General features: G+C 71.5%; 23 protein-coding genes. 18 read left to right on the top strand and 5 right to left on the bottom strand.

Going from position 1 to position 25,248, the window contains the following annotated elements:
* Nucleotides 1-152: 152 nt before the first annotated feature.
* Together LXN57_RS37295 and LXN57_RS37290 are read left to right on the top strand one after the other, a co-directional pair.
* Nucleotides 153-2,639, top strand: coding sequence for an AAA family ATPase (locus LXN57_RS37295; RefSeq protein WP_251802928.1), 2,487 nt, complete (start codon nt 153-155; stop codon nt 2,637-2,639).
* The gene (locus LXN57_RS37290; protein WP_251802927.1) at nt 2,636-3,616 is read left to right on the top strand and encodes a hypothetical protein; all 981 of its coding nucleotides are present in this window, start codon (nt 2,636-2,638) and stop codon (nt 3,614-3,616) included. The genes LXN57_RS37295 and LXN57_RS37290 overlap by 4 nt, the downstream gene beginning before the upstream one ends.
* Nucleotides 3,617-3,850: 234 nt before the next feature.
* Here the strand turns inward: LXN57_RS37290 and LXN57_RS37285 are convergent, their stop codons facing one another.
* The gene (locus LXN57_RS37285; protein WP_251802926.1) at nt 3,851-4,696 is read right to left on the bottom strand and encodes a TetR/AcrR family transcriptional regulator; all 846 of its coding nucleotides are present in this window, start codon (nt 4,694-4,696) and stop codon (nt 3,851-3,853) included.
* 64 nt (nt 4,697-4,760) lie between these two features.
* Here LXN57_RS37285 and LXN57_RS37280 point away from each other — a divergent pair, with 64 nt between their 5' ends.
* The 8 genes from LXN57_RS37280 to LXN57_RS37245 all read left to right on the top strand — a co-directional run bounded on the left by LXN57_RS37280 (nt 4,761) and on the right by LXN57_RS37245 (nt 12,630).
* Complete coding sequence (locus tag LXN57_RS37280; RefSeq protein WP_251802925.1) at nt 4,761-5,681, top strand: class I SAM-dependent methyltransferase; 921 nt, start codon at nt 4,761-4,763, stop codon at nt 5,679-5,681.
* An 11-nt stretch (nt 5,682-5,692) separates the two neighbouring features.
* A complete protein-coding gene (locus tag LXN57_RS37275; RefSeq protein WP_251802924.1) occupies nt 5,693-6,337 on the top strand; it encodes a class I SAM-dependent methyltransferase in 645 nt (214 codons plus the stop codon).
* A 636-nt stretch (nt 6,338-6,973) separates the two neighbouring features.
* The gene (locus LXN57_RS37270) at nt 6,974-7,657 is read left to right on the top strand and encodes a sigma-70 family RNA polymerase sigma factor (RefSeq protein WP_221378826.1); all 684 of its coding nucleotides are present in this window, start codon (nt 6,974-6,976) and stop codon (nt 7,655-7,657) included.
* Nucleotides 7,654-8,433: an anti-sigma factor family protein gene (locus LXN57_RS37265; RefSeq protein ID WP_251802923.1), complete on the top strand. Its 780-nt coding sequence runs from the start codon at nt 7,654-7,656 to the stop codon at nt 8,431-8,433. The genes LXN57_RS37270 and LXN57_RS37265 overlap by 4 nt, the downstream gene beginning before the upstream one ends.
* Nucleotides 8,434-8,618: 185 nt before the next feature.
* Nucleotides 8,619-9,338: a COG4315 family predicted lipoprotein gene (locus LXN57_RS37260; RefSeq protein WP_251802922.1), complete on the top strand. Its 720-nt coding sequence runs from the start codon at nt 8,619-8,621 to the stop codon at nt 9,336-9,338.
* A 45-nt stretch (nt 9,339-9,383) separates the two neighbouring features.
* Nucleotides 9,384-10,178, top strand: coding sequence for a DUF4142 domain-containing protein (locus LXN57_RS37255; protein WP_251802921.1), 795 nt, complete (start codon nt 9,384-9,386; stop codon nt 10,176-10,178).
* A gap of 41 nt (nt 10,179-10,219) precedes the next feature.
* Nucleotides 10,220-11,458: a Pecanex-like protein 1 gene (locus LXN57_RS37250; protein ID WP_251802920.1), complete on the top strand. Its 1,239-nt coding sequence runs from the start codon at nt 10,220-10,222 to the stop codon at nt 11,456-11,458.
* Between the two features lie 287 nt (nt 11,459-11,745).
* A complete protein-coding gene (locus LXN57_RS37245; RefSeq protein WP_251802933.1) occupies nt 11,746-12,630 on the top strand; it encodes a DNA-3-methyladenine glycosylase family protein in 885 nt (294 codons plus the stop codon).
* A 123-nt stretch (nt 12,631-12,753) separates the two neighbouring features.
* Here the strand turns inward: LXN57_RS37245 and LXN57_RS37240 are convergent, their stop codons facing one another.
* Complete coding sequence (locus LXN57_RS37240; RefSeq protein ID WP_251802919.1) at nt 12,754-13,554, bottom strand: TrmH family RNA methyltransferase; 801 nt, start codon at nt 13,552-13,554, stop codon at nt 12,754-12,756.
* A 63-nt stretch (nt 13,555-13,617) separates the two neighbouring features.
* Between LXN57_RS37240 and LXN57_RS37235 the strand changes: the two genes are divergently transcribed.
* Nucleotides 13,618-14,373 (top strand): ROK family protein, encoded by a 756-nt coding sequence (locus tag LXN57_RS37235; RefSeq protein ID WP_251802918.1) that lies wholly within the window; start codon nt 13,618-13,620, stop codon nt 14,371-14,373.
* Between the two features lies 1 nt (nt 14,374).
* Nucleotides 14,375-15,100 (top strand): HAD family hydrolase, encoded by a 726-nt coding sequence (locus LXN57_RS37230; RefSeq protein ID WP_251802917.1) that lies wholly within the window; start codon nt 14,375-14,377, stop codon nt 15,098-15,100.
* Nucleotides 15,101-15,102: 2 nt separating this feature from the next.
* Here the strand turns inward: LXN57_RS37230 and LXN57_RS37225 are convergent, their stop codons facing one another.
* Nucleotides 15,103-15,738, bottom strand: coding sequence for a class I SAM-dependent methyltransferase (locus LXN57_RS37225; RefSeq protein ID WP_251802916.1), 636 nt, complete (start codon nt 15,736-15,738; stop codon nt 15,103-15,105).
* An 81-nt stretch (nt 15,739-15,819) separates the two neighbouring features.
* Between LXN57_RS37225 and LXN57_RS37220 the strand changes: the two genes are divergently transcribed.
* Nucleotides 15,820-18,861, top strand: a complete 3,042-nt coding sequence (locus LXN57_RS37220) for a putative bifunctional diguanylate cyclase/phosphodiesterase (RefSeq protein WP_251802915.1) — start codon at nt 15,820-15,822, stop codon at nt 18,859-18,861.
* On the opposite strand, the gene LXN57_RS37215 is transcribed toward LXN57_RS37220, so the two are convergent.
* Nucleotides 18,858-20,033: a cysteine desulfurase-like protein gene (locus LXN57_RS37215; RefSeq protein ID WP_251802914.1), complete on the bottom strand. Its 1,176-nt coding sequence runs from the start codon at nt 20,031-20,033 to the stop codon at nt 18,858-18,860. The two genes, LXN57_RS37220 and LXN57_RS37215, sit on opposite strands and share 4 nt — an antisense overlap.
* A gap of 9 nt (nt 20,034-20,042) precedes the next feature.
* On the bottom strand, nt 20,043-21,122 hold the full coding sequence (locus LXN57_RS37210; RefSeq protein WP_251802913.1) for an NAD-dependent epimerase/dehydratase family protein: 1,080 nt from the start codon (nt 21,120-21,122) through the stop codon (nt 20,043-20,045).
* 59 nt (nt 21,123-21,181) lie between these two features.
* Here LXN57_RS37210 and LXN57_RS37205 point away from each other — a divergent pair, with 59 nt between their 5' ends.
* The 5 genes from LXN57_RS37205 (at nt 21,182) to LXN57_RS37185 (ending at nt 25,169) form a co-directional block, all read left to right on the top strand.
* Entirely contained in the window at nt 21,182-21,646 is a 465-nt protein-coding gene (locus tag LXN57_RS37205; RefSeq protein WP_251802912.1) for a 2Fe-2S iron-sulfur cluster-binding protein, read from the top strand.
* Nucleotides 21,643-22,605, top strand: a complete 963-nt coding sequence (locus tag LXN57_RS37200) for an FAD binding domain-containing protein (protein WP_251802911.1) — start codon at nt 21,643-21,645, stop codon at nt 22,603-22,605. The genes LXN57_RS37205 and LXN57_RS37200 overlap by 4 nt, the downstream gene beginning before the upstream one ends.
* Nucleotides 22,602-24,671, top strand: a complete 2,070-nt coding sequence (locus LXN57_RS37195; protein WP_251802910.1) for a xanthine dehydrogenase family protein molybdopterin-binding subunit — start codon at nt 22,602-22,604, stop codon at nt 24,669-24,671. The genes LXN57_RS37200 and LXN57_RS37195 overlap by 4 nt, the downstream gene beginning before the upstream one ends.
* Nucleotides 24,672-24,728: 57 nt before the next feature.
* Nucleotides 24,729-24,866, top strand: a complete 138-nt coding sequence (locus tag LXN57_RS37190; protein WP_251802909.1) for a hypothetical protein — start codon at nt 24,729-24,731, stop codon at nt 24,864-24,866.
* A gap of 93 nt (nt 24,867-24,959) precedes the next feature.
* On the top strand, nt 24,960-25,169 hold the full coding sequence (locus LXN57_RS37185) for a hypothetical protein (protein ID WP_251802908.1): 210 nt from the start codon (nt 24,960-24,962) through the stop codon (nt 25,167-25,169).
* The last annotated feature ends 79 nt before the right edge of the window (nt 25,170-25,248 follow it).

The raw sequence follows: 25,248 nt of genomic DNA, 5'->3' as shown, positions 1-25,248 counted from the left end.
GATTGTGAGCGAGCGGAGCGAGTGCGGCGGGCTCAGTGGCCAGGTCTCTGGTTCGGCGGAGCGAAGCGGAGTCGGATTGTGAGCGAGCGGAGCGAGTGCGGCGGGCTCAGTGGCCAGGTCTCTGGTTCGGCGGAGCGAAGCGGAGTCGGATCATGAGGCCTATTCGTTTGGATATGGCGGGGTTCACCGTCTTTCGGGACGAGACGAGTGTCGACTTCACCGATGCCGACTACTTCGCGCTGGTCGGGCCGACCGGCTCGGGCAAGTCGACGGTCCTCGACGCCATCACGTTCGCGCTCTACGGCACCGTCCCGCGGTGGGGCGGCAGCCGCGGCATCGGCAACGCGCTGGCGCCCTCGGCCACCGAGGCGCGGGTGCGGCTCGTCTTCGAATCGGCCGGGGACCGCTACGTGGCCACCCGTGTCGTCCGGCGCGACGGCCGCGGCAACGTCAAGACCGCCGGCGCCGGCCTCCAGCTCATGCCGCCCGGCTTCGACGTGTCGAAGCTCGACACCGGCATGGACCTTGACGACCTGGGCGAGGTGCTTGCAGGCACCCCGGCCGAGATGGACCGGGCCGTGCTCGACGCCGTCGGCCTGCCGTTCGAGCAGTTCACCAGCTGCGTCGTCCTGCCCCAGGGCCAGTTCGCCGACTTCCTGCACGCCAAGCCGGCCACCCGTCAGCAAATTCTGGTCAACCTGCTCGGCCTGCACGTCTACGAAGAGGTGCAGACCCGGGCCAGCGGCCGGGCACAGACGGCCGAGGGCAAGCTGGCCGTGGTCGACCAGAACCTGGCCGCCCTGGCCGACGCCACCGACGAGGCCGTCGAGGCGGCCGAGCAGCACGTCGCCCGCATGCGGGAACTGACCGTCGCCGTCGAGGCGGCCGTCCCCGGGCTGCGGGCCAAGCGGGCGGCGGAGGCTGAGGCCGCTTCGGCGCGGGACGCGCTGGATGCCGAGGCGCGGCTGCTCTCCTCAGTGCGTACGCCCGCGGGAAGCGTGGAAACCGCCGGCGTGACCGCCGCCGCGAGGGCGACTGCCGCTCAGACCGCGGACGAGGTCCGTGCAGCGGAGGAAAAGGAGGAGAAGCTCCGCGGCGAGCTCGCCGCGGCCGGCGACGCCGGGTCGCTCAGCCTCATGCTCGACCGGCACGCCGAGCTCGAGAAACTGGTCGGGCAGGCCGACTGGTTCGCGGGCGAGGTGTCCGTGGCCGATGTGGAGCACAAGGACGCCGCGGCCTCGGCCGAGATCGCCCACAGCGCCCACCTGGGCGCGACCCAACTGCTCGAGCAGGCCCGGCTCGACTACACCGAGGCGCAGCGGATCGACCGGGCGGCCGCCCTGCGCGCGCATCTGGCCGCCGGCGATCACTGCCCGGTGTGCGAGCAGACCGTGACCACCGTGCCGCCGGTGCCCGAGGAATCCGCCGTGCGGGCCGCCGAGACCAGTGGCAAGGCCGCGCGGGCGGCGGCCGAGATCGCCGAGAAGGCGTGGCAGCAGCGGGACGCGGTCGCCCGCAAACTCGAGAGCAACCTCGAACGCAAACGAGCCCAGCACGAACACCACCTGACGCGGCTGGCCGAGGCGCGGGCCGCGGTGGCCGAGTCGCCCGGCGTCGACGCTTTGCGCCGGCAGCTCGCCGAAATCGACCGGTTCCAGAAGCAGCTCGACCGGGCGGGCGCGGCCGTACGGGCGGCACGCTCGGCGAACCGGCAGGCCCAGGCCGCGGTGATCGCCGCCGAGGACCGTCAGCGCTCGGCCTGGCGCGAGTTCGACACCGTACGCGATCAGGTCGCGCGCTTCTCGCCACCGCCGGCCGACCGCGACGACTTGGCCGGCGCCTGGGCCCTGCTCGTCGAGTGGGCCGCCGGCCTGGCCGCCGAGCGCGCCGCCGCCCGCGACGAGGCGGAGGGCACGGTCGCCTCGGCCCACCGCACCACCGTCGCCGCGCTGCAAGAGATCGCGGCCCTCTTCACCACGGCCGGCGTGGCCGTGCCGGCCTCCGACGAGTCCTCGCTGATCCGCGCGGCCGCGATCACCGCCGAACGCTCCGAGGCGGCCCTGCAACGGCTCGTCGACCGCCGCACGCAGGCCCACGAGCTCGCCGAGCAGCGGATGACGCTGCAACGCGAGATGCGGGTGGCCAAGTCGCTGGCCGGGCACCTGCGGGCCAACAACTTCGAGCGCTGGCTGCTGGAGGAGGCGCTCGACCTGCTCGTCGACGGCGCGTCGCGGATCCTGCGCGAGCTGACCGGCGGCCAGTACGACCTGATCCACGACAAGGGCGAGTTCTTCGTGATCGACCACCACGACGCCGGGCTGCGGCGCGGGGTGCGCACGCTCTCGGGCGGCGAGACCTTCCAGGCCTCGCTGGCCCTGGCGCTGGCCCTCTCGGAACAGCTGGCCGGCATGTCGACCACGGCCGCCAGCCTCGAGTCGATCGTGCTCGACGAGGGCTTCGGCACGCTCGACGCGGCCACGCTGGACGTGGTGGCGGCGACCCTCGAGAACCTGGCCGCGCGGGGTGACCGCATGGTCGGCGTGGTCACCCATGTCAACGCGCTGGCCGAGCGGGTGCCGGTGCGGTTCGAGGTGCACAAGGACGCGCGGACAGCGCACGTGGCGAGGGTGGGCCTTTGACCAGAATGTTCGTGGACGCGTGGGACCCGTCCTACGGCTCGTCGTTCGAGGGCGGTTCCGAGAGCGGGGACGGCCCGGCCTCGGCCAGCAGCGCCCAGGTCGACACCGATGTCGAGGTGCCCGCGGCCGAGTGGGCGCCGATCGACGTCTCGTCGTCGGTGCGCTGCCCCGACGTGGTCTTTCTGGTCGACGGCGTGCGGCGCAACGACGCGGGGCTGTGGACGGCGGAAGAGGACGGCACGTCGTACGCCGGGCTGGCCGCCTCGTACGCCGCCGGGGTGGTCCGATGCGATCTGGCCCGGGGCGTGGCCGAGTTGGTGGGCGCGCGAGTCGGCCGGGGGTTGTTTACGGCGAGCCCGTCGGCCGGGGACGTGCAGGCCGGTTCGGTGCGCTACGAGGTGCACCGCATCCACGGCGCCGGCGAGGCCAGCAAGCTGCCCGCCGCCGTGCAGGGTCCGCTGACCGCGCTCGAGATCGACATCTCGGCCACGGCCCGCGACACGAGCTCCGACGGCCGCGACCTGCTCGTGGTCGACGGGCCCCTGCGCAACCGGCGGCAGCTGCCGCGCACGATCGGCTACGTCAAGACGCAGCAGAAGCAGTACCTGCCGGCCGCGCTGACCACGGTGGTGACGTCGTTGAAGCCCGGCCAGCGCACGCCGGTCTTCCATCTGGGCACAGTGTGGGGCGGCTGGTCCTGGTACCTGCGCCTGCCCGGCGCGTCCGGGGCGCCGTGGTCGGGCATCGTGCGGATCGAGTGCTCGCCCGACCTCCCACCCGAGGAGGCGATCGAGCTGGCCGACATCTCGGGCGCGACGCTGCCGCGCTTCGCGTCGTCGGCCTACAAGGATCCGCGGGCGCCGCAGAACCTCGTCCCGATCGCCGGACTCGAGCGGCGGCTGCGTGGCCTGCTGGGCGATTCTCGGGTGCTGCACCGCGCGCTGACCCTGGCCACCGCGCGGTCACGCGTGAACTAGTTGCTGTGCGCGGTGTGCTGGGCGATTTGCGGTTGCTGCGCTGCACGTTAACTCTGGCCGTCGCGCCGTCGCGCCGTCGCGCCGTCGCGCCGTCGCGCCGTCGCGCTTGGACTGGTTGCTGTGTGCGGTCTGCTGGGCGATTTGCGGTGCTGTAATGCGCGCTGACCCTGACCATCGCGCGGTCACGCGTCAACTGGTTCCTGTTCGGTGCGGTTCCCGCGCCGAACCTTGGAGTCAGCGCAGGATCGACGTCACCAGGCGGCGGATGGGCGGCGGTTCGTCTCCGCCGGCTTGGCCGATCGTTTCCGTGTCGGCTCGGGCCGCTGCCCAGCCGCCGGCGAATGCCAGGTGGGCCGCGCCGACCAGGGTGAGCGCCAGGGCGTCGATGTCGGCGTCGGTAGGCACGCGGTGCTGGGCCTGCTCGGCGGTCAGGTAGGCGGCGAGCACGGCGCTCGCCTCGTCCAGCAGCGGCAGGCCCTCAGTTCGCAGGTCGCCACCTGGCCGGCCCCGAGTTGGCTGGCCCGCGGCCCGTTGGCCTTCGGCTGGCTGGCCCGCGGCCCGTTGGCCTGCAGTTGGCAGGCCCGCGGACCATTGGCCTTCAGTTGGCTGGCCCACGGCTCGTGGCCTTCCAGGTGGCTGATTTCCAGCTGGCAGGCCCGCGATTGGCAAGCCCAAATCTCGCAAGTCCCTATTTCGTGTTGCTTCGCCCTGTTGGGCCGCTGTTCTCCGGCTCGCGCTTCGCAGGCGGGCGCGTAGATCGTCACGCGACAGGATGAGCGCGACGAGTCCCCGGCCCACCGGATCGAACACGAAGGTCAGCGCGTCGGCGATGTTCTCGTCGACCGGGCCCGAACCGGCCGTCTCGCACATGGTGGCGCCCCACGCCTCGAATCCCGCGATGCGGCGGCGCACCAGCTCGGCGAGGAAGTCGTCGAAGTCGGCGAAATGCCGGTGCAGCACACCTTTGGCGCAGCCGGCCTCGGTGGTGACCGCGCGGCTGGTCAGGGCGCTCGGCCCGTCCGACAGCAGGACGCGCTGGGCCGCATCGAACAGTTGCTGGCGTACGTCGCGCAGCGCCACTCCGGTGGGCACCTTGTCAGCCTCCCACATCGACTAGTGGGCGTTCGCCCATTAGAGTGGGCGCATGCCCACTTCCGAGCCCGAGGCCTTCCGCAACCGCCGCGCGGCGGAGTCGTTCGGCGTGGACGCTCCGCGCTACGACCGCACACGCCCCAGCTATCCCGGCGAGTTGATCGCCCGGCTGGCTGCCCCTCAAGTCCTCGACGTGGGCATCGGCACGGGCATCGTCGCCCGCCAGCTCCGCGCGGCCGGCTCCCACGTCACCGGCGTCGAACCCGACCCGCGGATGGCCGCCTTCGCCCGCGCCGGCGGCTTCGAGGTCGAGGTGGCGACGTTCGAGCAGTGGGATCCCCGAGGCCGGATCTTCGACGCTGTGGTCGCAGGCCAGACGTGGCACTGGGTCGACCCGGTGGCCGGCGCGGCCAAGGCGGCGTCGGCGCTACGGCCAGGCGGGCGGTTGGCGTTGTTCTGGAACGCGGGCCAGCCCTCGCCCGCGGCGACCGCGGCGTTCGCCGACATCTACGAGCGCTTGCTGCCCGGCAGCAGGCTGGCCGCCGCCTACCGGGCGTCGACCGGTAACGGGACGACTCCGGTGGGGAGCGCCGGGCCTCCCGGTCCGGCCGCCTCGAACAGCCAAGTCGCGGCCGGGCAGGTCGCGGTCGCGCGGGTCGGGGGCGGGCAGGTTGCGGGCGGGCCGGTCACTGCTGTGCAGGGCTATGGGGTCTTCCTCGACAAAGCGGACGAGGCCATCCGGGCGACCGGCGCTTTCGCCGGGTTCGAGCGGTGGTCGCTCGAGTGGGAGCGGGTCTACACGCGAGACGAGTGGCTCGATCAACTGCCTGCTCAGGGCCTGCTCACGACGCTGCCGCCCGAGGATCTGGCGGCGCTCAGCTCGGCTACCAGCGCCGCCATCGAGGCTCTTGGCGGCAGCTTCGCCATGCGCTTCACGACCCTCGCCACCACCGCGATCAGGGTCGGCCGATAGCCTGCCCGACCGTGGATGCCTCGACCGAAGAACTGCGCCGAGCGCACGACGTGCTCGCCGACTTGTACGTGGAACGCCTGGCCGGTCTGCTGGAGTCGATGCCGATCGAGCGCGCGCTGCTCGACCTGTTCAGCGAACTGACCCTGGCCGCGGGGCTGGGCGCCGAAGTAGGCGACATCGGGTGCGGGACCGGTCGGCTCGAACCGTATCTGGCCTCGCGCGGCCTCTCGCCCCGTGGTCTCGACCTCTCGCCCGGCATGATCGAGGTCGCCCGTCGTGATCACCCGGCGTTCTCGTTCGAGGTGGCTGACCTGCGCGCCTTGCCGTTGTCGACCGCCTCGCTGGCCGGCGTGGTCTGCTGGTACTCGCTGATCTTTCTGGCGCCGCCGGACCGCACGGTCGCGTTCGCCGAGCTCGCTCGGGTTCTGCGACCGGGCGGCTACCTGGTGACTGCGTTCAAGGACGGCGGCGGACAGCATCGGCGCACCGGGCGATCGTCTGGTCTCGGGGTGGAGTTCGACTCGTACTGGTTGTCCACCCAGCAGATGCTGGATCTCGCCGCCGGCGCCGGCTTCGAATTGACGTTCCAGGGCAGCCGCCCGCCGGAGGGGACCGAGGGATGTCCGCAGGGTTACCTGCTGCTCCGTAAAGCCTGAGGTCGCGGCCGATCAGAGCGCGTAACCGCGACCTGGCTGGGGTGCCCTCGTTCTTCTGCGCCGTGACTGAGGCCGGCGGTCGTCTCGTGCCTGGCGCGGCAGAGGCTGGGCACAGCCGTTGCCGTCTGGAGCGGGATCGTGGCGGGTTGTGAGCGGGCGAAGGCGGCGGCGTGCCGCTACCGGAAACTGCCGGAGTCGTGCGCCAGATCCGACAGATGAGTCTTTTCGGGGCGGTTGGGGCGGGGATCACACGAAGAGGCCGGATGGCGGCCAGACATCCTCCGAACGGGCAAGACGCGCGCCTCCAGCAAGCTGGGAGCGCTCCCACTTTGTGAGACACCAACGCTCCGTCCGGGCTTGCCTACTTTCCGGTAACGCCGCACTGCCAGTGCGTCAGTCCTGCTCAACTGTGTATTTCATGGGGCGCGTGTGGCTGAGTATTATTCGGCTGCCCTGGCAGTCATATCGGTGCAGATCGATTAATTTGAATCGCTGCCGATGCGCCTCGTGACCCCCACACACGACCGCGGAGGATCGTTTGAGACCGCTCCCCGAAATTTTCCCGTCCGCGTTGATCCCGAGGGCTGTCCCCAGCCGTATCTCAGGCGACGGGGAAAACGCCGGGTGGAGGTATCGATGCATGCGGTGGCCGAACATCGGCTGGCGCCAGGTGGGGTGCGCCTGATGACACAGCAGCATCCCGGTGGACGGTGGCAGTCACTCGACGGAGGCCGTAGTGCGGGCGATGGTGGTTCGGTGATCCCCCGGCAGGCGCCGCGGCATGAGGCCGCGACCCCGGCGGGGGCGACTCACGAGGACACTCTGGTCAAGATGCTCTATGAAGAGCATGCGGGACCGCTCCTGATGTTCGTGCTGCGACTGACCGGCGGTGACCGGCAGCGCGCGGAAGACATCGTGCAGGAGACGTTGCTCCGGGCCTGGCGCAATGCGCACCGGCTCGGCGCTCAGGGGCAGCAGTCACTGCGGCCCTGGCTGGTGACCGTCGCGCGGCGTATCGCGATCGACGACCACCGCAGCGCGAGCGCCCGGCCGGCCGAGACCTACGACCGCGAGCTCGAGAGCTTCCCCAGCCAGTCCGATGAAACCGACCGCGTTCTGCAGTCGATGACGGTCTCCGACGCGCTGCGCGAACTCAGCCAGTCGCACCGCGAGATCCTCATCGAGACGTACTTCCGGGGCCGCACGGTGCCGGAGGCGGCGGAGAAGCTCAACCTTCCGTTGGGCACCGCCAAGTCACGGGTGTATTACGCTCTGCGTGCGTTGCGGACGGCGTTGCAGCAGCGGGGGGTGACCGAATGACCCAGGAAGACCACTTCGATGTCGCGTCGTACGCCTTGGGCGTGCTCGACGAACGCGACGCCACACAGTTCGAGGACCATCTGATCGAGTGCCCGAGGTGCGCGTACGAGCTCGAGTCGTTCGTCGAGGTGGCCGATCTGCTGGCCGACGTCGACGCCAGCGCGGTGATCGCCGCCGAGGAGACCCGGCGCGACGGCTTCATGCTCCAGAAGGTGATCGGCGAGGCCTCGCGCGAGCGCCATCGGGCCAACAGCCGGCGGCTCTACTCGCTGGCCGCTGCCGTGGTCATCTTCGCGATGCTGTCGATCGGCGCGTTCTTCGTCGGCGGCTCGGTGCTCGGCGACAAGGCCGACCCGGCGTCGACGAACACGGCTCAGCGCGACAGCACCCAGCTCGACCCGCTGCCCGTCACGGGCGGCGGCACGGGCCTCGGCGGCACCGCGCTGGCCGGCGAGTCGCTGACCGGCACCGACCCGCGTACGGGCGTGGCGGCCACGGTGGGCCTGGAGAAGAAGGACTGGGGCACGCAGATCCAGTTCGCCATCTCCAACATCACCGGGCCCAAGGTCTGCCGTCTGGTCGCCGTGCACACCGACGGCACGAGCGAGCCGCTGGTCTCGTGGAAGGTGGGCGACCGTGGCTGGGGCACCGCCGCCAACCCGGAGCCGCTGCTGCTTCAGGCGATCACCTCGACGCCGCGCGACAAGATCGCGCACATCCAGGTGCAAGAGGTGACCGCCACCGGCGCCGGCGAGACGCTGGTTCGCGTTCCGTAACCGTCCCTGTACTGATAAAGGATCCCGGCCGATCGGCCGGGATCCTTTGTTTTGTCTTAGAGAAGCAGGTCCGGTGGCCCGCCGGGAAAAACTCGGAAATTGATGGGAAGTTTCTTCAACCGCCGCGACCCGGCCCTCGTACTACAGCCCGGAAACGCCAGTTGAAGAAACACCTTGGAGGGCAAGTGCTACCGGAGAAGCGAAAGTTGATGGTCGTCGGCGCCGCAATCGCCGCGGCGTTCGCAGTGACCGGCTGCGCCCCGCAGGGATACAACTCAGCCGACTACGGCAACGCCGCCGAGCCCGCCTCGGACAACGTCGCCGCCACGGCCGGCGCGACTGCGGACCCAGCCGCTACCGGCGCTCCGTCCGACCCCGAGGCCACGGCCCCGCCGGCCGCCGCCGACGCCGCTCCCGAGCTCAGCGCCGAAGAGGTGACTTCCAAGCTCACCGGCACCAAGGTGGCCCGGATGGGCAAGGTTGTCGTGGACGACGAGGGCTTCGTGCTCTACCGCTTCGACAAGGACGGCAACAACCCGGCCAAGACGAACTGCGTCGGCAAATGCGCCGAGATCTGGCCGCCCGCCATGACCAACGACGGCAAGCCGACCCTCAAGGGTGTCGACTCCGAGCTCGTCGGCACGGTGACCCGGGCCGACGGCAGCAAGCAACTGACGCTCAAGGGCTGGCCGCTCTACCGCTACATCGGTGACAAGAAGCCCGGTAACTGGAAGGGCCAGAACGTCAGCGGCACCTGGTTCGTCATTCAGCCCGACGGTGCCAAGAACCTGACCTGTCTGCCCAAGGTGTCCAAGCCGGTCGCCCCGCCCGCCAAGGATTCCGAAGGCGATTCCGATGCCGAATCCGGTGACGCCGGCGGCACGGGCAGTGACTACAGCTACTGACTTAAGAGCCCTTTAAGAATTCGCTGATCCGGAGGTTGAGAGAAAATGCTTACCGCTCGCTTTACGCGCCGCTCGACGCGTTGGTTGGTGGGCATTTCCGCGGCGGTTCTGACATTGCTGGTCGCGCCGGTCGCCCCTGCTCAGGCCGCTCCCGGCGATAGCGGCCCGGTTCCGGTCCCGTCGTCGAACGGCCTGCCCAACAAGGGCTTCGGTGCGCTCACGGACGCCGACAAGGACTTCGTCATCAAGGTGCGGCTGGCCGGCCTCTGGGAGATCCCGGCCAGCAACATGGCTCAGGAGAAGTCGAACGATCAACGCGTCGTGAAGATCGCCAAGTCGATCGCCGAGCAGCACGTGGTCCTCGACAACTTGGACCGTGTGACGGCCAAGAAGCTCAACATCGACCTGCCCGGCAAGCCGAACACCGATCAGATGTTCTGGCTGCAGGAGATGCGTGAAGCGAAGGGCCAGCAGTTCGACCAGATCTACATCGATCGCCTGCGGCAGGCCCACGGCAAGATTTTTCCGGCGATCGCCACCATCCGGTCGACCACGCGCAACGATTCGGTCCGGAAGCTGGCCCAGGAGACGAACCAGTTCGTCATGACGCACATGACGCTGCTGGAGTCGAGCAACATCGTCGACTACGGATCGCTTCCCACAGCTCCCGCCCCCGCGAACGCCGGCAGCGGTCCGGTTCCGGTGGACGGGCAGATGCTCGCGGCTGCCAGCAGCAACGGCGGCATTCCGGGCGTCAGCACCACCGTGATCCTGCTCGTTCTCGCCGCCGCGCTCGTGGCCGGCGTCATCACGTCAATGCGCATTTTCCGGGCGCGGTAGCCCCAGCCACGTCCCCTCGCGTAAGAGAAAGGTGTCACCCCATGCGAAGGTCCAAGTACCGGCGCGCATCCAGGAGCAACAACTGGTTCACCGGTAAGCGCCGCATCATCGCGGTGGCTGCCACGCTGGTGGCCTTCGGCGGCATCGTGACCGTCACCCAGGTCTCCAACGCGAGCACCGACCGCACTCAGCGCAAGGCGCTGGCGGCGTGCGATGACGTCAAGGCTCCCCAGCGCGCCAAGCTCTCTACCGAGACGCGCAAGGGCACCTACACCACCAACAACGGCAAGGTGACCCAGCACCCGGACGACGGCGCCGGCGACACGGTGTCGACCCAGACGCTGCGGACGCGCTGCCGCACGTGGGTGATGAACAACGTCGGCAACAACGGTGGCAACCAGACCACCCCGCCGACCGAGGCCGCGACCACCGCCCCGGCGGCTGACCCGGTCGAGAACCCGAGCACCGACCCGAGCGCCGGCGCCGGCGAGGGTAACGGCGAAGAGGGCAACAACGGCGGCGAGCAGGGCCAGGGCAACGGCGAGCAGGGTCAGGGCGAAGAGGGCCAGGGCAACGGCGAGCAGGGCCAGGGCGAAGAGGGCCAGGGCAACGGCGAGCAGGGCCAGGGCGAAGAAGGCCAGGGCAACGGCGAGCAGGGCAACGGCGGCGAGAACCAGCCCGACCCCGAGCCGACCGAGGAGCAGACCACCCCGCCTCCGGGCGCCGGGCTGGGCGTGCTGACCAACAGCTGTGACACCAGCGACCTGACCCCGCACAACGGCTTCCAGGAAGGCAGCCGCTGCGTCTCGACCGAGTTCGGTGAGGTCGGTGAGGCCAACGCCAACCCGACGCTGCTCATCACCCAGGCTCCGCGCGTGGTCAACCCGAACACCCCGTTCACGCTGACCGTCAGCACCCGCAACCTGATCCGTGACCGGTTCCTCGCGGCCGGCCAGGGTGGCTACTACGTGGAGAGCTCGGTCCTGGCGAACGGCCTGGTCCGCGGTCACTTCCACACCGCCTGCCGGATGCTGGGCAACACCAACGAGGCCCCGGCGCCCGATCCGGTCCCCGCGTTCTTCGTGGCGACCGAGGACAGCCGCGGTGGCGCGGCCCCCGACTCGGTCAACATCCAGGTCCCGGGTCTGCCGAACGCCGGCACCGCGCAGTGCGCCTCGTGGGCCGGTGACGGCTCGCACCGCATCCCGATGATGGTCCGCGCCAACCAGACACCGGCCTTCGACGCGGTTCGCATCACCGTCCGCGGCGGACGCCGCTGATCGCAGGAGCCTCGCCGCTGATACCCGGAGGCGAACCCGGACGGGACGGGGTCACCGACATGGCCCCGTTCCCTGAAGGGACCCCCCATCGCTCTCCGGGCGGTCGCCCTTCCCCCTGACGGGCGACAACAGCGGCAGCTCCTCGGACGTTCCGGACCAACTCGGGTGTCCGGACGTCCCCTCCGATGGCCCTGACCGGGAGCGCGGTCAGGGCCATCGGCCTGTTCACGCACCGTGAGTGGGCAATCGGCCGGTGAGGTGGCACAGTGTGCCCGGTGACCCGCAGGATGACGACGCCGGAGCGCTATCACTTCGGCGCCTCGGTCCGCTCGCTGCTGGTGCCCCGGCACGACCCGTGCGGCGTGTTCACCGGTGACGAGTTGTGGCTCACCGCCCGTACGCCGGAAGGCCCCGCCACACTGCATCTCGCCCGCGACGGCAAAGATCTGGTGGCGACCGGCTACGGGCCCGGCGAGCAGTGGATTCTCGACCGTGCCGACGCCATCGCCGGTCTGCGCGACGATCTCACCGGCTTCCTCGACCTGGCCGCCGGTCACCCGCTGATCAAGCGACTGGCCCGCACCTTCGAGGGCACCCGGATGCCGTCCACCGGCCTGGTGTTCCGCAGCGTCCTGCGCGCGGTGCTCGAGCAGAAGGTCACCGGCAAGGAGGCCCACCGGGCGTACCGGCTGATCTGCCAGAAGCTCAGCGAGCCGGCGCCCGGCCCGCGCGAGCTGATGCTGCCGTCCGACCCGGCCGTGATCGCGGCGACGCCGTACTGGGTCTTCCATCCGTACGGCATGGAACAGCGACGCACGCAGGCTCTGCAACGCGCCGCGGGGGTCGCCGCCCGGCTCGAAGCCTGCGCCGATTCCGCCGAGGCCACGCGGCGCCTGATGGCCCTGCCCGGCATCGGCGTGTGGACCGCCGCCGAGGTCGTCCGGGTCGCGTACGGCGATGCCGATGCCGTGAGTGTGGGCGACTTCCACATTCCCAACACGGTCGCGTGGGCGCTGGCCGGCGAGGCCCGCGGCACCGACGCGCGGATGCTGGAGCTGCTCGAGCCGTTCCGCGGCCATCGTGGCCGCGTCTGCGACCTGCTGGCCCACGGCGGCATCGGCGCACCCAAGTTCGGCCCCCGCATGCCGATCCGCTCCTTCGCCCGCTTCTGAGGAGCCCGCTTCTGAGGAGCCCGCTTCTGGGGAGCCCGCTTCTGAGGAGCCCGCTTCTGGGGAGAGCGCTTCTGAGCAGAAGGAGCAGCGTGCTGCTGAGGCGGTGAGGGAAGAAGCGCGCTGTTAGCCTCGGGCGCGCTGGCGGTTGGTCTCGTAGAGCACGACCGTGGCCGCGGTAGCCGCGTTCAGCGAGCTGGCCGCGCCGGTGATGGGGATGCGGACCAGGATGTCGGCCGCGGACTTCCAGGCCGCGCTCAGGCCGGCCGCCTCGTTGCCGATCAGCAGCGCGGTCGGGCCGGTCAGGTCGTGGTCGGCCACGTCGACCGCGCCGTGTTCGTCGGTGCCGACCAGTTGGACGCCCGTCCGCGCGGCCCAGGGCAGGACGTCGTCGGGACCGTCGGCCTGGATCACCGGCAGCGCGAAGATCGAGCCCGTGCTGGCCCGGACCGATCGGGGGTCGTACGGGTCGGCGGCGTGTCCGGTGACGACCACCGCGGCCGCGCCGAACGCGTCGGCCGAGCGGATCAGCGTGCCGATGTTGCCGGGGGTGCTGGGCCTGTCGAACACGACGACCAGCAGATGCGGGTCGTCGGTGGTGGGCAGCGCCGGGGCCTCGGGCAGGCCGACCACGGCGATGAGCTCGGCCGATTCCTTGTCGGCGAGCTCGGCGACCAGCTCGGGTGACATGGCCACCGGACGGGCGCCGCTGCGCTCCAGGATGCCGCGCGCCCACGACGACAGGGACTGCCGATCGGGATAGATCAGGTCGCGAATGTCCCAGCCGTGGTCGACGGCGAGCGAGATCGGTCGTACGCCATGGACCAGGAACTCACCGGCTCGGTGGCGCTTGTTGCGGTTGGCCAGCAGCGACTGCCACTGCTGGAAGCTCGCGTTGCGGGTGCTCACCCGGACGGCCCTGGACACCGCAGCGACGATACCGGGTCACAATTGCTGTGCGAGGAGGTGTACTCCATGCAAACTGGCGGCGTGGCTTTCACCCTGACGATCGACTGCGGCGGCGGCGGCATCAAGGGTTCCGTGCTCGACGAGGCGGGGACCATGCGGGCCCAGCCGCTGCGCGTTCCCACCCCGTACCCCCTGCCCCCCGATCTCTTCGTCAAGACGTTGACGCAGCTCGGCGAGCGGTTGCCCGCACACGACCGGGTCACCGTGGGCATGCCCGGCATGCTGCGGCACGGTGTCGTCGTGGCGACCCCGCACTACATCACCCGCAGCGGCCCGCGCACCAAGATCGATCCCGAGCTGCAGGAGGCGTGGTTCGGCTTCGACGCGCGGACGGCTCTGGAGGACGCGTTCGGCCGGCCCACGCTCGTGCTCAACGACGCCGAGGTGCACGGGGCCGGCGTGGTGGCCGGCGCCGGCTGCGAACTCGTGCTGACGCTCGGCACGGGGCTGGGCTGCGCGCTGTTCGACGGCGGCGCGCTGGCCCCGCACCTCGAGATGTCGCAGGCGCCGGTGCGGTGGGGCATGTCGTACGACACGTACATCGGCGAGCACGAGCGCCGCCGCCTCGGCGACGCCCTCTGGTCACGCCGGGTGCGGAACGTCGTCGAGGGGCTGCGACCGGTGTTCCTGTGGGACAGGCTGTATCTCGGCGGCGGCAACTCCCGGCTGATCACGGCCACGCAGCTCGCCCGCATGGGCGACGATGTGGTCGTGGTGCCGAACACGGCGGGCATCGTCGGCGGTGTGCGCGCCTGGACCCTGGGCACCGCCCGCTGACATGCGGCCCGCGGCGATCCTGCTCGACTTCGGCGGCGTGCTGGCTGACGCGCCACCGCGGCGCACGGCCCCGCCCGGTCTCGTGCTGCGCATCTTCAACCTGGTCAACGGGGTGCTGACGCCGGGCGAGATCCAGCGGTCGCTCACCGAGGGCGCGTCGGCCTACGCCGCCTGGCGCGACGAGGACTGGCCGGACGAAATGGCCCAGGGCGAGGTGTGGGAGCGGTTCATCCTGCCCGGGTGGCCCCCGGCGGCTCAGGTGCCGGTGCGCGGGGCGGTGCGCAAGCTGAGCTACGAGTGGGCCTGGCGGGACAACTGGGCGCTGCGGCCGGGGATCCCCTCGGCGCTGGAGGCGGCGGCCGACGCCGGTGTCGCGCTGGCCGTGGTGTCGAACACGCTGTCCGGCGCGGCTCACCGAGACTTCCTCGACAAGGCCGGCATCGGCCACTTCTTCGCCGTCCAGGTCTACAGCGACGAGGCCGGCGTCCGGAAACCCAACCCGCAGATGATCTGGAACGCCACCGACGAGCTGGCCCTGCCCCCGAAGGACTGCTGGTTCGTCGGCGACACCCCGAGGCGCGACATCGTCTGCGCCCGACGGGCCGGGGTCGCCCGGGCGATTCTCATGCCTTCCCCGCGTACGGCGGGCGAACCGACCGGCCCTCCGCCGGACACCACGATCGAGGACGGGTTCGGCCTGCGCACTCTGCTCGAGAAGTGCCTCTGACGCTATCTCGCGGTCAACTGCCAGACCTTCGTACGCCGGGTGTCGACGCTTTCCAGGCTGACCGGGACCGGGATGTCGTAGGTGGCCCGCTCGACCAGCCCCTCGCTCGGCAGATAGGCGCGGCCGGGGTCGCCGACCAGCACGAGCGAGCCCCGGCCGGCCGCGCGGCGCAGGAAGGGCAGCACCCGGGCCGCCATCTCGCGGCTGTAGAAGACGTCGCCGGCCAGGATCACGCCGTACGGGTCGTCGCCGTCGAGGATGTCGGCCTCGAGCAGCCGGACCGGGACGTCGTTGGCGATCGCGTTCGCCGCGGCAGCGGCCAGCGAGTACGGGTCGATGTCGTTGGCCGTGACGGGGGTCGCGCCGGCCCGGGCGGCGGCCACGGCGACCAGGCCCGAGCCGGTGGCCAGATCGAGCACCGAGCGGCCCGCGACCAGGTCGGGGTGGTCGAGCACGTGACGCGCCAGGGCCTGGCCGCCGGCCCAGGCGAAGGCCCAGAACGGGGGCGGCTGGGCCGGGCCCGCCTCCTCGGTCTTCTCCCACAGCGCTATCGGCTCGTCGGCCTGGTAGAGGGTGATCTCGGGCACGAACGGGACGGGGGCGGCGGTCGTGTTGCCGCGGATGAACTCGAGGAGCACGCACCGATTGTGCCCGGTTGCTCAACTCGCGCCGCGGGGAGCCGATGAGACGGCCACTTCCCTTCGGAAAAAGGACCGCGCATGCCCCCACGCTGGGTGGCCGCTCTCTTCGGCGGCTGGATGGCGGTGCTCGCCGTGCTCTTCGTGGCGTCGCCGGCCGGGGCGCAGTCGGTGCTGCGCCTGATCGCCGGCGCCACGGCCGTCGCCGTGGTCGGGCTGGGCGTGCGGTGGAACCGGCCCGCGCGGCGCCTGCCGTGGCGGCTGCTCGCGACCGCGATCGTGCTCGTCTCGGTCGGCACTGCCCTCTACCGGGCCCCGGAGTTGCTCACCACGCACGTTCCGGGGCTGGTCACGGCGGGGGCTGTCCTGGTCGGCGCCGGCTATCCCGTGCTCGCTGCCATGTTCTTCGTGCTGCTGCGACGCCGTACGGGAGGAACGCGCGACCGCGCCGCCATGCTGGACGCCCTCACGGTCACCGCCGGGGTCGCGCTGCTGGCCTGGACCTTTCTTATCGGGCCGAACCTGCAGCACACCGGCGGCGACCCGTGGATGACGGTCGTGTTCCCGCTGGGCGACCTGTTGCTGCTCGGGATGCTCGTCCGGTTGCTGATCAGCGACCGGCCGGTGTTCCCGGCCCGGCTGCTCGGCGGCGGCGTGCTCCTGCTGCTGCTGGCTGACATCGGGTACGAGTTGTCGCTGTTCGAGGCGCCAGTGGCCGCCCTCTGCCGGTTCGCGCTCTACACCGCGGCCGGTCTGGCCGCGCTGCACCCGTCCATGGCCGAGTTGGACGAGCCGGCCGGCCTGCCCGCCCCGGCGCTGGGCCGCGGCCGTCTCGCCCTGCTCGGGTTCGCGTCGATGACGGCGCCGGTCGTGCTCGTGGTGAGCATGCTGCGCGACGAGAAGACCAACCTGGAGGTGGTCGCTGCCCTCAGCGCGATCACGTTCCTGCTCGTCCTGACACGGATGGCCGGGATCATGACCGGACACCGGCAGGCGCTGGCCCGGGAGCGCGCGCTGCGCGAGGCCTCGGCCGCCCTCGTCTCGGCCGCCGACACCGACCAGGTCTCCGACGCGGTACGTACGGCCGTGGCCCACCTGCTGCCGCCTGACACGCCGCATGCCGTCGTCCTGGCCGTCACCATCGCCCAGCCCGGTCTGCTGTCGCCGGAGGCGGTCGCGCAGGCCGCGGTGGACCGGTCGACCGGAACAGTGACGCGCCTGGTGCCGACCCGCGACGTCGACTGGGCCGTCTCGACCCGGCTGCACCACTTCGCGATGTCGCTGCGCTGCCCCATGGTGCTGACCGACCGGCCCACCGGCGACCCGCTCGTCGGGGTGCTGCACGTCGGCGCGCCCACACCGGCGCTGGCCGGGTTGCTGCGGGCGATCGAGGTGCTGGCCACCCAGGCCGCCCTCGCCCTCGAGCGCATCGGCCTCAGCCAGGAGGTCATCCGCCGCAACAGCGAGACCTACTTCCGGACGCTGGTGCAGAAGACCTCCGACATGATCCTGATCGTCGACGAGGACGACCGGATCCGGTACGCGAGCCCGGCCGCCGGCGCCGTGCTGGGCGACGACCCCACCGGTAGTCCGATGACCGCGATCATCCACCGGTCCGAGCGTTCGCGCCTGACCGAGGTGCTCGCCGCCCTGCGCACCGGCGACGGGCTCCAGGAAGGTCTGGATTTCCGCGCCCGGGCCGACGTCGTGCTCGAGATGCACGGCCAGGATCTGCGCCGCGAGCCGACCGTGGGCGGGCTCGTGCTCACCCTGCGCGACGTCACCGAGCGCCGCCGGCTCGAGGCGGAACTGACTCACCGGGTGTTCCACGACGCGATGACCGGCCTCGCCAACCGCGTGCTGTTCCACGACCGGCTCGGCCACGCGTTGCAGCGCAGCGCCCGCGACGGCTCGGTGGTGGGCGTCCTCTTCATCGACCTGGACGACTTCAAGAAGGTCAACGACACGCTCGGCCACGCCGCCGGCGACCAGTTGCTGATCGGCGTGGCCGACCGGATCGCCGGCGCCCTGCGGGCCGACGACACCGCGGCGCGCCTCGGCGGCGACGAGTTCGCCGCGCTGGTCGAGAACGTGCAGGACCCGGGCGCGGTGGAGGAGACCGCGCAACGGATCCTGGCCGCGCTGGCCGAGCCGATCCGGATGGACGACGGCTCGGAGCTGACCGCGGTGGCCAGCATCGGCATCACCACGACGCCCGAGGCCGACACCCCGGACGAGCTGCTGCGCCAGGCCGATCTGGCCCTCTACGTGGCCAAGGGCGCCGGCAAGAACCAGTGGCGGCGGTACCAGGGCCACCTGCACAGCGCGATGGTCGAGCGGCTGGAGCTGCGCTCGGCGCTGGACCACGCCGTGCACGAGGGGCACTTCCTGCTGGCCTACCAGCCGATCATCGACCTCGGCACGGACGAGCCGGTGGGTTTCGAGGCCCTGGTCCGCTGGCACCACCCGACCCGCGGGCTGATCGCGCCGGCCGAGTTCCTGGAGGTCGCCGAGGAGAGCGGGCTGGTCGTGCCGATGGGCCGCTGGGTGCTCGACCAGGCCCTGCACACGGTCGCGCAGTGGCGGCGGATCCTGCCCCGGACCCGTCAGCCGTTCGTGAGCGTGAACGTGTCGGTGCGGCAGTTCCGCGACGGCACCTTCGTCGACCTGGTGAAGCAGGCGCTGGCGTACGCCGGTGTGCCTGCTCAGGCGTTGATGCTGGAGCTCACCGAGAGCGTGCTCGACGGTGACCACGAGGCGATGTGGGCCGACCTGGCCGTGCTGCGGGAGCTCGGCGTACGGGTGGCGATCGACGACCTTGCGGCGAGCTCCTCGGCCCTGGGCAATGTGCGCCGCCGCCCGGTCGACGTCGTGAAGCTCGACAAGGCGTTCGTCGACGGCGTGGTCGACGACCCGCACCAACTCGCGCTGGTGGCCGGCCTGATCAGCCTGGCCCGGGCCATGGGCCTGACCGTGATCGCCGAGGGCATCGAGGACCCGGCTCACCGCGACCTGCTGGCCCGGCTGGGCTGCCCGCTGGGCCAGGGCTACCTGTACTCGAGCCCGGTCGACGGCACCGAGGCCCTGAGCCAGATCACCGACCGCCTGCCCCTGGTCGCCTAGAGAGCTTCCAGGAGGCGGTCGACCTCGTCGGCGGTGTTGTAGTGGTAGATGCTGGCCCGGACCGCGCCCCCGGTGGCCCGCAGCCCGGCCGCCTCGAAGTACTCGACCGCGTAGTAGTCGCCGTGCGAGACGCAGATGCCCTGCTCACCGAGGCGGCGGGCGGTGTCGGCGGGCGCCTCGCCGGCCAGCCGGAACGAGACCGTGGGGCAGCGCTGGGCGCCGGCCGGGCAGATCGTCACCCGGTCGTCGGCGGTCAGCCCGGCCAGCAGGCGGTCGAGCAGCCCGAGTTCGTGCTCCTCGGCGGCGGCCATTCCCGCCAGCACGCGGCTGCGCCGGTCGCCCTCGGCGCCGCTCAGGCCGGCCAGGAAGTCGACTGCCGCGGTGATGCCGGCCAGCAGTTCGAAGCTCAACGTCCCGTACTCGAAGCGGTCGGGCGCCCCGGCCGGCGAGGGGATCAGCTTCTTCGGGTGCAGCGGCTCCCACACCGCCGGGTCGGCCACCACGGCGGCGTAGTGCGGGCCCGACCACTTGTACGCGCTGGTCACGTAGAAGTCCGCGCCGAGCGCCGCCACATCGGTCGGGCGGTGGGCCGTGGCGTGCACGCCGTCGACGTACACCTGGGCGCCCGCCGCGTGCGCCAGGCCGGCGATCGACCGGACGTCCGGGACCGTTCCGGTGGCGTTGCTGGCCGCGGTCACCGCCACGAGCCTGGTGCGCGGCCCGATCAGCTCGCGGTACTGCTCCACCGGCAGTTCCCCGGTGGCCGGGTCGACCTCGGCCCAGCGCACGGTCGCGCCGGTCTGCACCCATGGGCGTACGTTCGCGTCGTGGTCGAGCCGCGACAGCACCACCTCGTCGCCCGGTTCCCAGCCCTGGGCCAGAGTGCGGGACACCAGGTAGGTCAGCGCGGTGGCGCTCGGCCCGAACACCACCCCCGCGGGATCGCCGCCGACCAGGTCGGCCACCGCCGCGCGGGCGGCGGCGACGAACTCCCCGGAGCGGCGGGCGGGCTCGTGCGCGGTTCCCCGGTTGGACACGGCGGTCCGCATCGCCCGCGCGATCGCCTCGATCACCGGCCCGGCCGGCTGCGTGCCGCCGGCGCCGTCGAAGTGCAGGAAGCCCTCGGCTAGAGCGGGATAGTCCGACCGGATGCGGGCGACGTCGAAGATCATGAGTCGAACCTAATAGGGATTGCCCGTTCCCGGCAGACGGCCCTTCAGCAGGCCGCCCAGCCTGCCCGGCAGCGCCGGATCGCCCGAGAGCGGCGGCCCGCCGTCGTCGTGGGCCCGGTCGGCCATGCCGGCGACCAGCTCCTTCAGGGCCGACACGGCGTCGTGGCGCGGGTGCCAGCCGAGCTCGGTCGTGGCGCGGTCGCACGACATCAGCGGCGCCTTCAGGCCCAGCTCGACCCAGCCCGCGTCGACCGGTTGCAGCCGCAGCCACCAGCTCGCCGCGGCCGCGCCCTTCAGGACGAAACCCGGCACCGGCACCTGTACGCCGTGGAACGTGCGGGCCGCGACCTCGGGATCCAGCACCGGACCGGCGGCGATGTTGAACGCGCCGTGGGCGTCGGACAGCACGGCCCGGGCGTAGGCGTCGGCCACGTCGTCGGCGTGCACCGCCTGCATCCGCAGCCCCGGATGCGACGGCACCAGCGGCAGCCACTGCGGCCGCAACAGTCGTGCCGGCAGCAGCGGCCCGGCGAAGTAGCGCGCGATCTCGGTGCCGACCGCGCGCTGGAAGATCAGGCCGGGTCGCAACCGCACGACGCGCAGCTGCGGGTGGTCGGCCTCGATCTGGTCGAGCATCCACTCGACGAGCGCCTTGTGCCGGCTGTAGGAAGACCGCAGCACCCCGGAGCGCGGCCAGTTCTCCCGTACGAAAGCGTCCTTCGGACCCGCCGAGTAGGCGCCGACCGACGAGGCGTGAACCAGCGCGGGAACGCCGGCCCGCAGCACCGCCTTGGCCACCGCACGACTGCCGAGCACGTTGGTGCGGTAGAGCACCCGCTGGTCGTGGCTGGGCTGGATCTGCCAGGCCAGGTGCACCACGGCGTCGGCCCCGGCGAAGATTCCGGCCAGCTGGTCCTGCGCCCCGTCGACGCCGATGTCGACCGAGTGCCAGGCCACCCTGGCGTAGACACCGGTGCGGGACGGCAGCCGGCGCGCCACCCCGACGAGGGACACGTCCGGCTCGGCGCCCAGACGGCGCAGCAGGGCGGTTCCGGCGTTCCCGGTGGCTCCCACGATCACGACTCGCATGGGTAACCGCTACCCGGCGACGGACGGTTGAATCACTTCGGGCCGGGTACGAGCCCGCCATGGACCTCGTCGTCAACGGAACCCGCCGCAGCGTCGATCTGGACCCGCGCACCACTCTGCTCGACGCGTTGCGCGAGCACCTCGGCCTGACCGGCGCCAAGAAGGGTTGCGACCACGGGCAGTGCGGCGCGTGCACGGTGCTGCTCGACGGGCGCCGGGTGAACAGCTGCCTGATCCTCGCGATCACCCTGCTGGGCTCCTCCGTGACGACGATCGAGGGCGTCGATCACCCGGTGCAGGACAAGTTCCTCGAACACGACGGCTTCCAGTGCGGCTACTGCACGCCGGGGCAGATCTGTTCGGCGGTCGGGATGCTGGACGAAGTCTCGAAGGGCTGGCCCAGCGCGGTCGGCGACGCGGAGTTGACGGATGCCGAGATCCGGGAGCGGATGAGCGGCAACCTCTGCCGCTGCGGCGCCTACCCGAACATGATCCCGGCGATCCGTGAGGCGGCGGCCCAGTGAAGACCTTCAGCTACCGTACGGCCACCGACGTCGCCCACGGTCTCGAGCCGGGCGCCACGTTCCTGGCCGGCGGAACCAATCTGGTCGACCTCATGAAGCTCGGCGTGGCCACCCCCGACGTGCTGGTCGACGTGACCCGCCTCGGGCTGGACGAGGTAGCCGAACTACCCGGCGGCGGGCTGCGGATCGGCGCCGGGGTGCGCAACAGCGACCTCGCCGCCGACTCCCGGGTGCGCCGCGACTGGCCGGTGCTCAGCCAGGCCCTGCTGGCCGGCGCGTCGGGCCAGTTGCGCAACATGGCCACCACCGCCGGCAACCTCTTGCAGCGCACCCGCTGCCGCTACTTCATGGACGCCACGATGCCGTGCAACAAGCACGAGCCCGGCTCCGGCTGCCCGGCCCGCGAGGGCGACCACCGCAACCTCGCCATCCTCGGCGCCTCCGACGCGTGCGTCGCCACCCACCCGTCCGACATGGCCGTCGCGCTGGCCGCGCTGGACGCCGTCGTGCGGATCAGCGGCCCGGCCGGGGAACGGACCGTGCCGGTCACCGAGCTGCACCGGCTGCCCGGCGACACCCCGGAGCGCGACACCGTCCTCGAGCACGGCGAGCTGATCACCGCGGTGGATCTGCCGCCGCTGGGCTTCGCCGCCCGGTCCGCCTATCGCAAGGTGCGCGACCGGGCCTCGTACGCCTTCGCGGTGGGCTCCGTCGCCGCCGCGATCCAGGCCGACGCGGGCGCCGTGACCGACGTCCGCCTCGCGTTCGGCGCCGTGGCCCACAAGCCCTGGCGGGCGTACGCGGCCGAAGAAGCCCTGCGCGGCCGGCCCGCCACCCGCGAGTCGTTCCTGGCCGCGGCCGACGCCGAACTGGCCGCCGCCCGCCCGCTGCGCGACAACGCCTTCAAGGTCGCCCTCACCCGCAACCTCGTCGCCTCAGTGCTGGAGGGTCTGTCATGACGACCACCACCGAACGGGCCGTCGGGCAGCCGATCGGCCGCGTCGAGGGGCCGGACAAGGTACGCGGCGCCGCCCGTTATGCGGCCGAGTACCCGGTGGGCGACGACCTCGCGTACGCCTGGGTGGCGCAGTCGCCCGTCGCCCGCGGCACCCTGACCGATATGACCGTCGACCCGCTGGTCGAGACGGACGACGTGCTGGCCGTGCTCTGGCACGGCAACGCGCCCCGCCTGGCTGAGGCCGACGACCCCGAACTCGCGGTGTTCCAGTCCGACCGGATCAGCTATCGGGGCCAGGCGCTGGCGCTGGTGGTCGCCCGCACGCTCGAGGCGGCCCGCCGGGCCGCGGCCACGCTGCAGCTCGACATCGAGGAAGAGCCGCACGATAGCGTCCTGCGGGCCGACCACCCGGAGCTCTACACGCCCGAGAAGGTCAACCCGAACTTCCCCAGCGACACGGCGTCCGGCGATGTCGAAGCCGCGCTGGCCGGGGCGCCGGTCACGGTCGACGTCACCTATCGCACCCCGCCCCTGCACAACAGCCCGATGGAACCGCACGCGACAACCGCGCTGTGGACGGACGACGACCTGGTGCTTTACGACTCCAACCAGCACCCGCCGGGGGTGGCGGCCTCGATCGGCGGGCTTTTCGGCCTTCCCGCCGATCGCGTTCACGTGATCACCGAGCACGTGGGCGGTGGTTTCGGGTCCAAGGGTACGGCCCGGCCCAACGCGGTGCTGGCGGCGATGGCAGCCAAGGTCACCGGCCGTCCGGTACGGCTGGCATTGCCTCGCCAGGCCCTGTTCAGCATGGTCGGGCACCGCACGCCGACGATCCAGCGGGTGCGCCTGGCCGCCACCGCCGACGGTCACCTGACCGCGATTGATCATGAAGTGGTCGAGCAGTCGTCGCGGCTGTTCGAGTTCGCGGAGCAGACCGCGGTGGCGACCCGGCACATGTACGCGGCAGCCAACCGCCGCACGGGTCATCGGCTGGTCCGCCTCGACATGCCGACGCCGCGGTGGATGCGCGCGCCCGGTGAGGCGCCGGGAATGGTGGCGCTCGAGTGCGCGATGGACGAACTGGCGGTGACCCTGGATCTCGACCCGATCGAGCTACGCGTGCGCAACGAGCCCTCGGTCGAGCCGGAGTCGGGGACCCCGTTCAGCAGCCGGCACTACGTCGAATGCCTCCGCCGGGGCGCCGAGCGGTTCGGGTGGCACGACCGCGACCCCCGCCCCAAGCAGCGGCGCGAGGGCGACTGGTGGATCGGCACGGGTGTCGCCGGGGCGACCTATCCCGCCATGGCCCAGCCGTCGACGGCGCGGGTGCGGCGGCTCTCGGGCGACTCCTACGAGGTGTCGATCGCGGCGACCGATCTGGGGACGGGCGCCCGCACGATCCTCACGCAGATCGCGGCGGACGCGCTGGAGGTGCCCGTCTCGCAGGTGCGGGTACGAATCGGTGACAGCACCCTGCCTCGTGCTTCCGTGGCAGGCGGCTCGTCGGGCAGCGCCTCATGGGGCTGGGCCGTCACGGGGGCCTGCCATTCGCTCCGGGAATCCGGCCGCGAGGAAGCGACCTTCGATTCCCGTGAGCTGATCAAGCAGCAGGAGAAGGACGGCAAGCACGCCTTCGGCGCCCACTTCGCCGAGGTACGTGTCGACGCCGTGACCGGCGAGGTGCGGGTCTCACGCCTGTTCGGCATGTACGCGGCCGGCCGCATCCTGAACCCCCGCACCGCCCGCAGCCAGTTCCTGGGCGGCATGATCATGGGGATGGGCATGGCCCTGCACGAGGAGTCGGTGCTCGACCCGGCCCAGGGCGCCTGGGTCAACCACGACCTGGCCGAATATCACATCCCGGTCCACGCCGACATCGAGTCGATCGAGGCGGAGTGGCTCGACGAGCAGGACGACCAGCTCAACCCGATGGGCAGCAAGGGCATCGGGGAGATCGGCATCGTCGGCTCGCCGGCCGCCATCCTGAACGCGATCCGGCACGCGACGGGTGTGCGCATCCGCGACCTCCCGGCCCGTCTCGACAAGATCCTCCCGCACCTCTGACAGCTACGGCTCTACTGCGCGTTCGACGCTCTCGCGCAGCAGGGTGCGGCGGCGTTCGTGGTCGGCGGGGGCCGTACGCCGGAGAAGGCGGCCGACGCGCGAGAGCTCGGGGCGTCCGGGCTGATCGTCACCACCGACGACGAGCAGCTGAAGCAGGCGTTCGGCCGGTTGAACCTGATCCTCGACACGATCTAAAGCCCGCACGACATCGCGTCGCTGCTGGGCCTGCTCACGCTGGACGGCACGCTGAGCGTGCTCGGCTACCCGCGTGAGATCCCGCTGAACATCATGAACCTTACCTTCGGCCGCAAGAGCCTCAGTTCCTCCGGTACGGGCGGAACCAGGCACACGGCCGAGCTGCTGACCTTCTGTGCCGAGCGCGGCATCACCGCCGACATCGAGCTGCTGCCCTCATCGCGGGTCGACGAGGCGCTGACCCGCTTGGGAAAGGGCGACGTCCGCTACCGCTTCGTGCTCGACCTGTCCGACCTCGACTGACTACCCCCGGGCGGCGACCCATCGGACGCCGTCCGGAGGGTCGCCGAGTCAGCTCGTGCCGCGGCACAGACAGGTCGGC

This window comes from Paractinoplanes hotanensis (assembly GCF_023717965.1).
In the GTDB taxonomy this organism is placed as follows: Bacteria; Actinomycetota; Actinomycetes; order Mycobacteriales; family Micromonosporaceae; genus Actinoplanes; species Actinoplanes polyasparticus.
The sequence above is the reverse complement of the archived record's forward strand: the minus strand, read 5'-3'. Positions and strand labels throughout refer to the sequence as shown.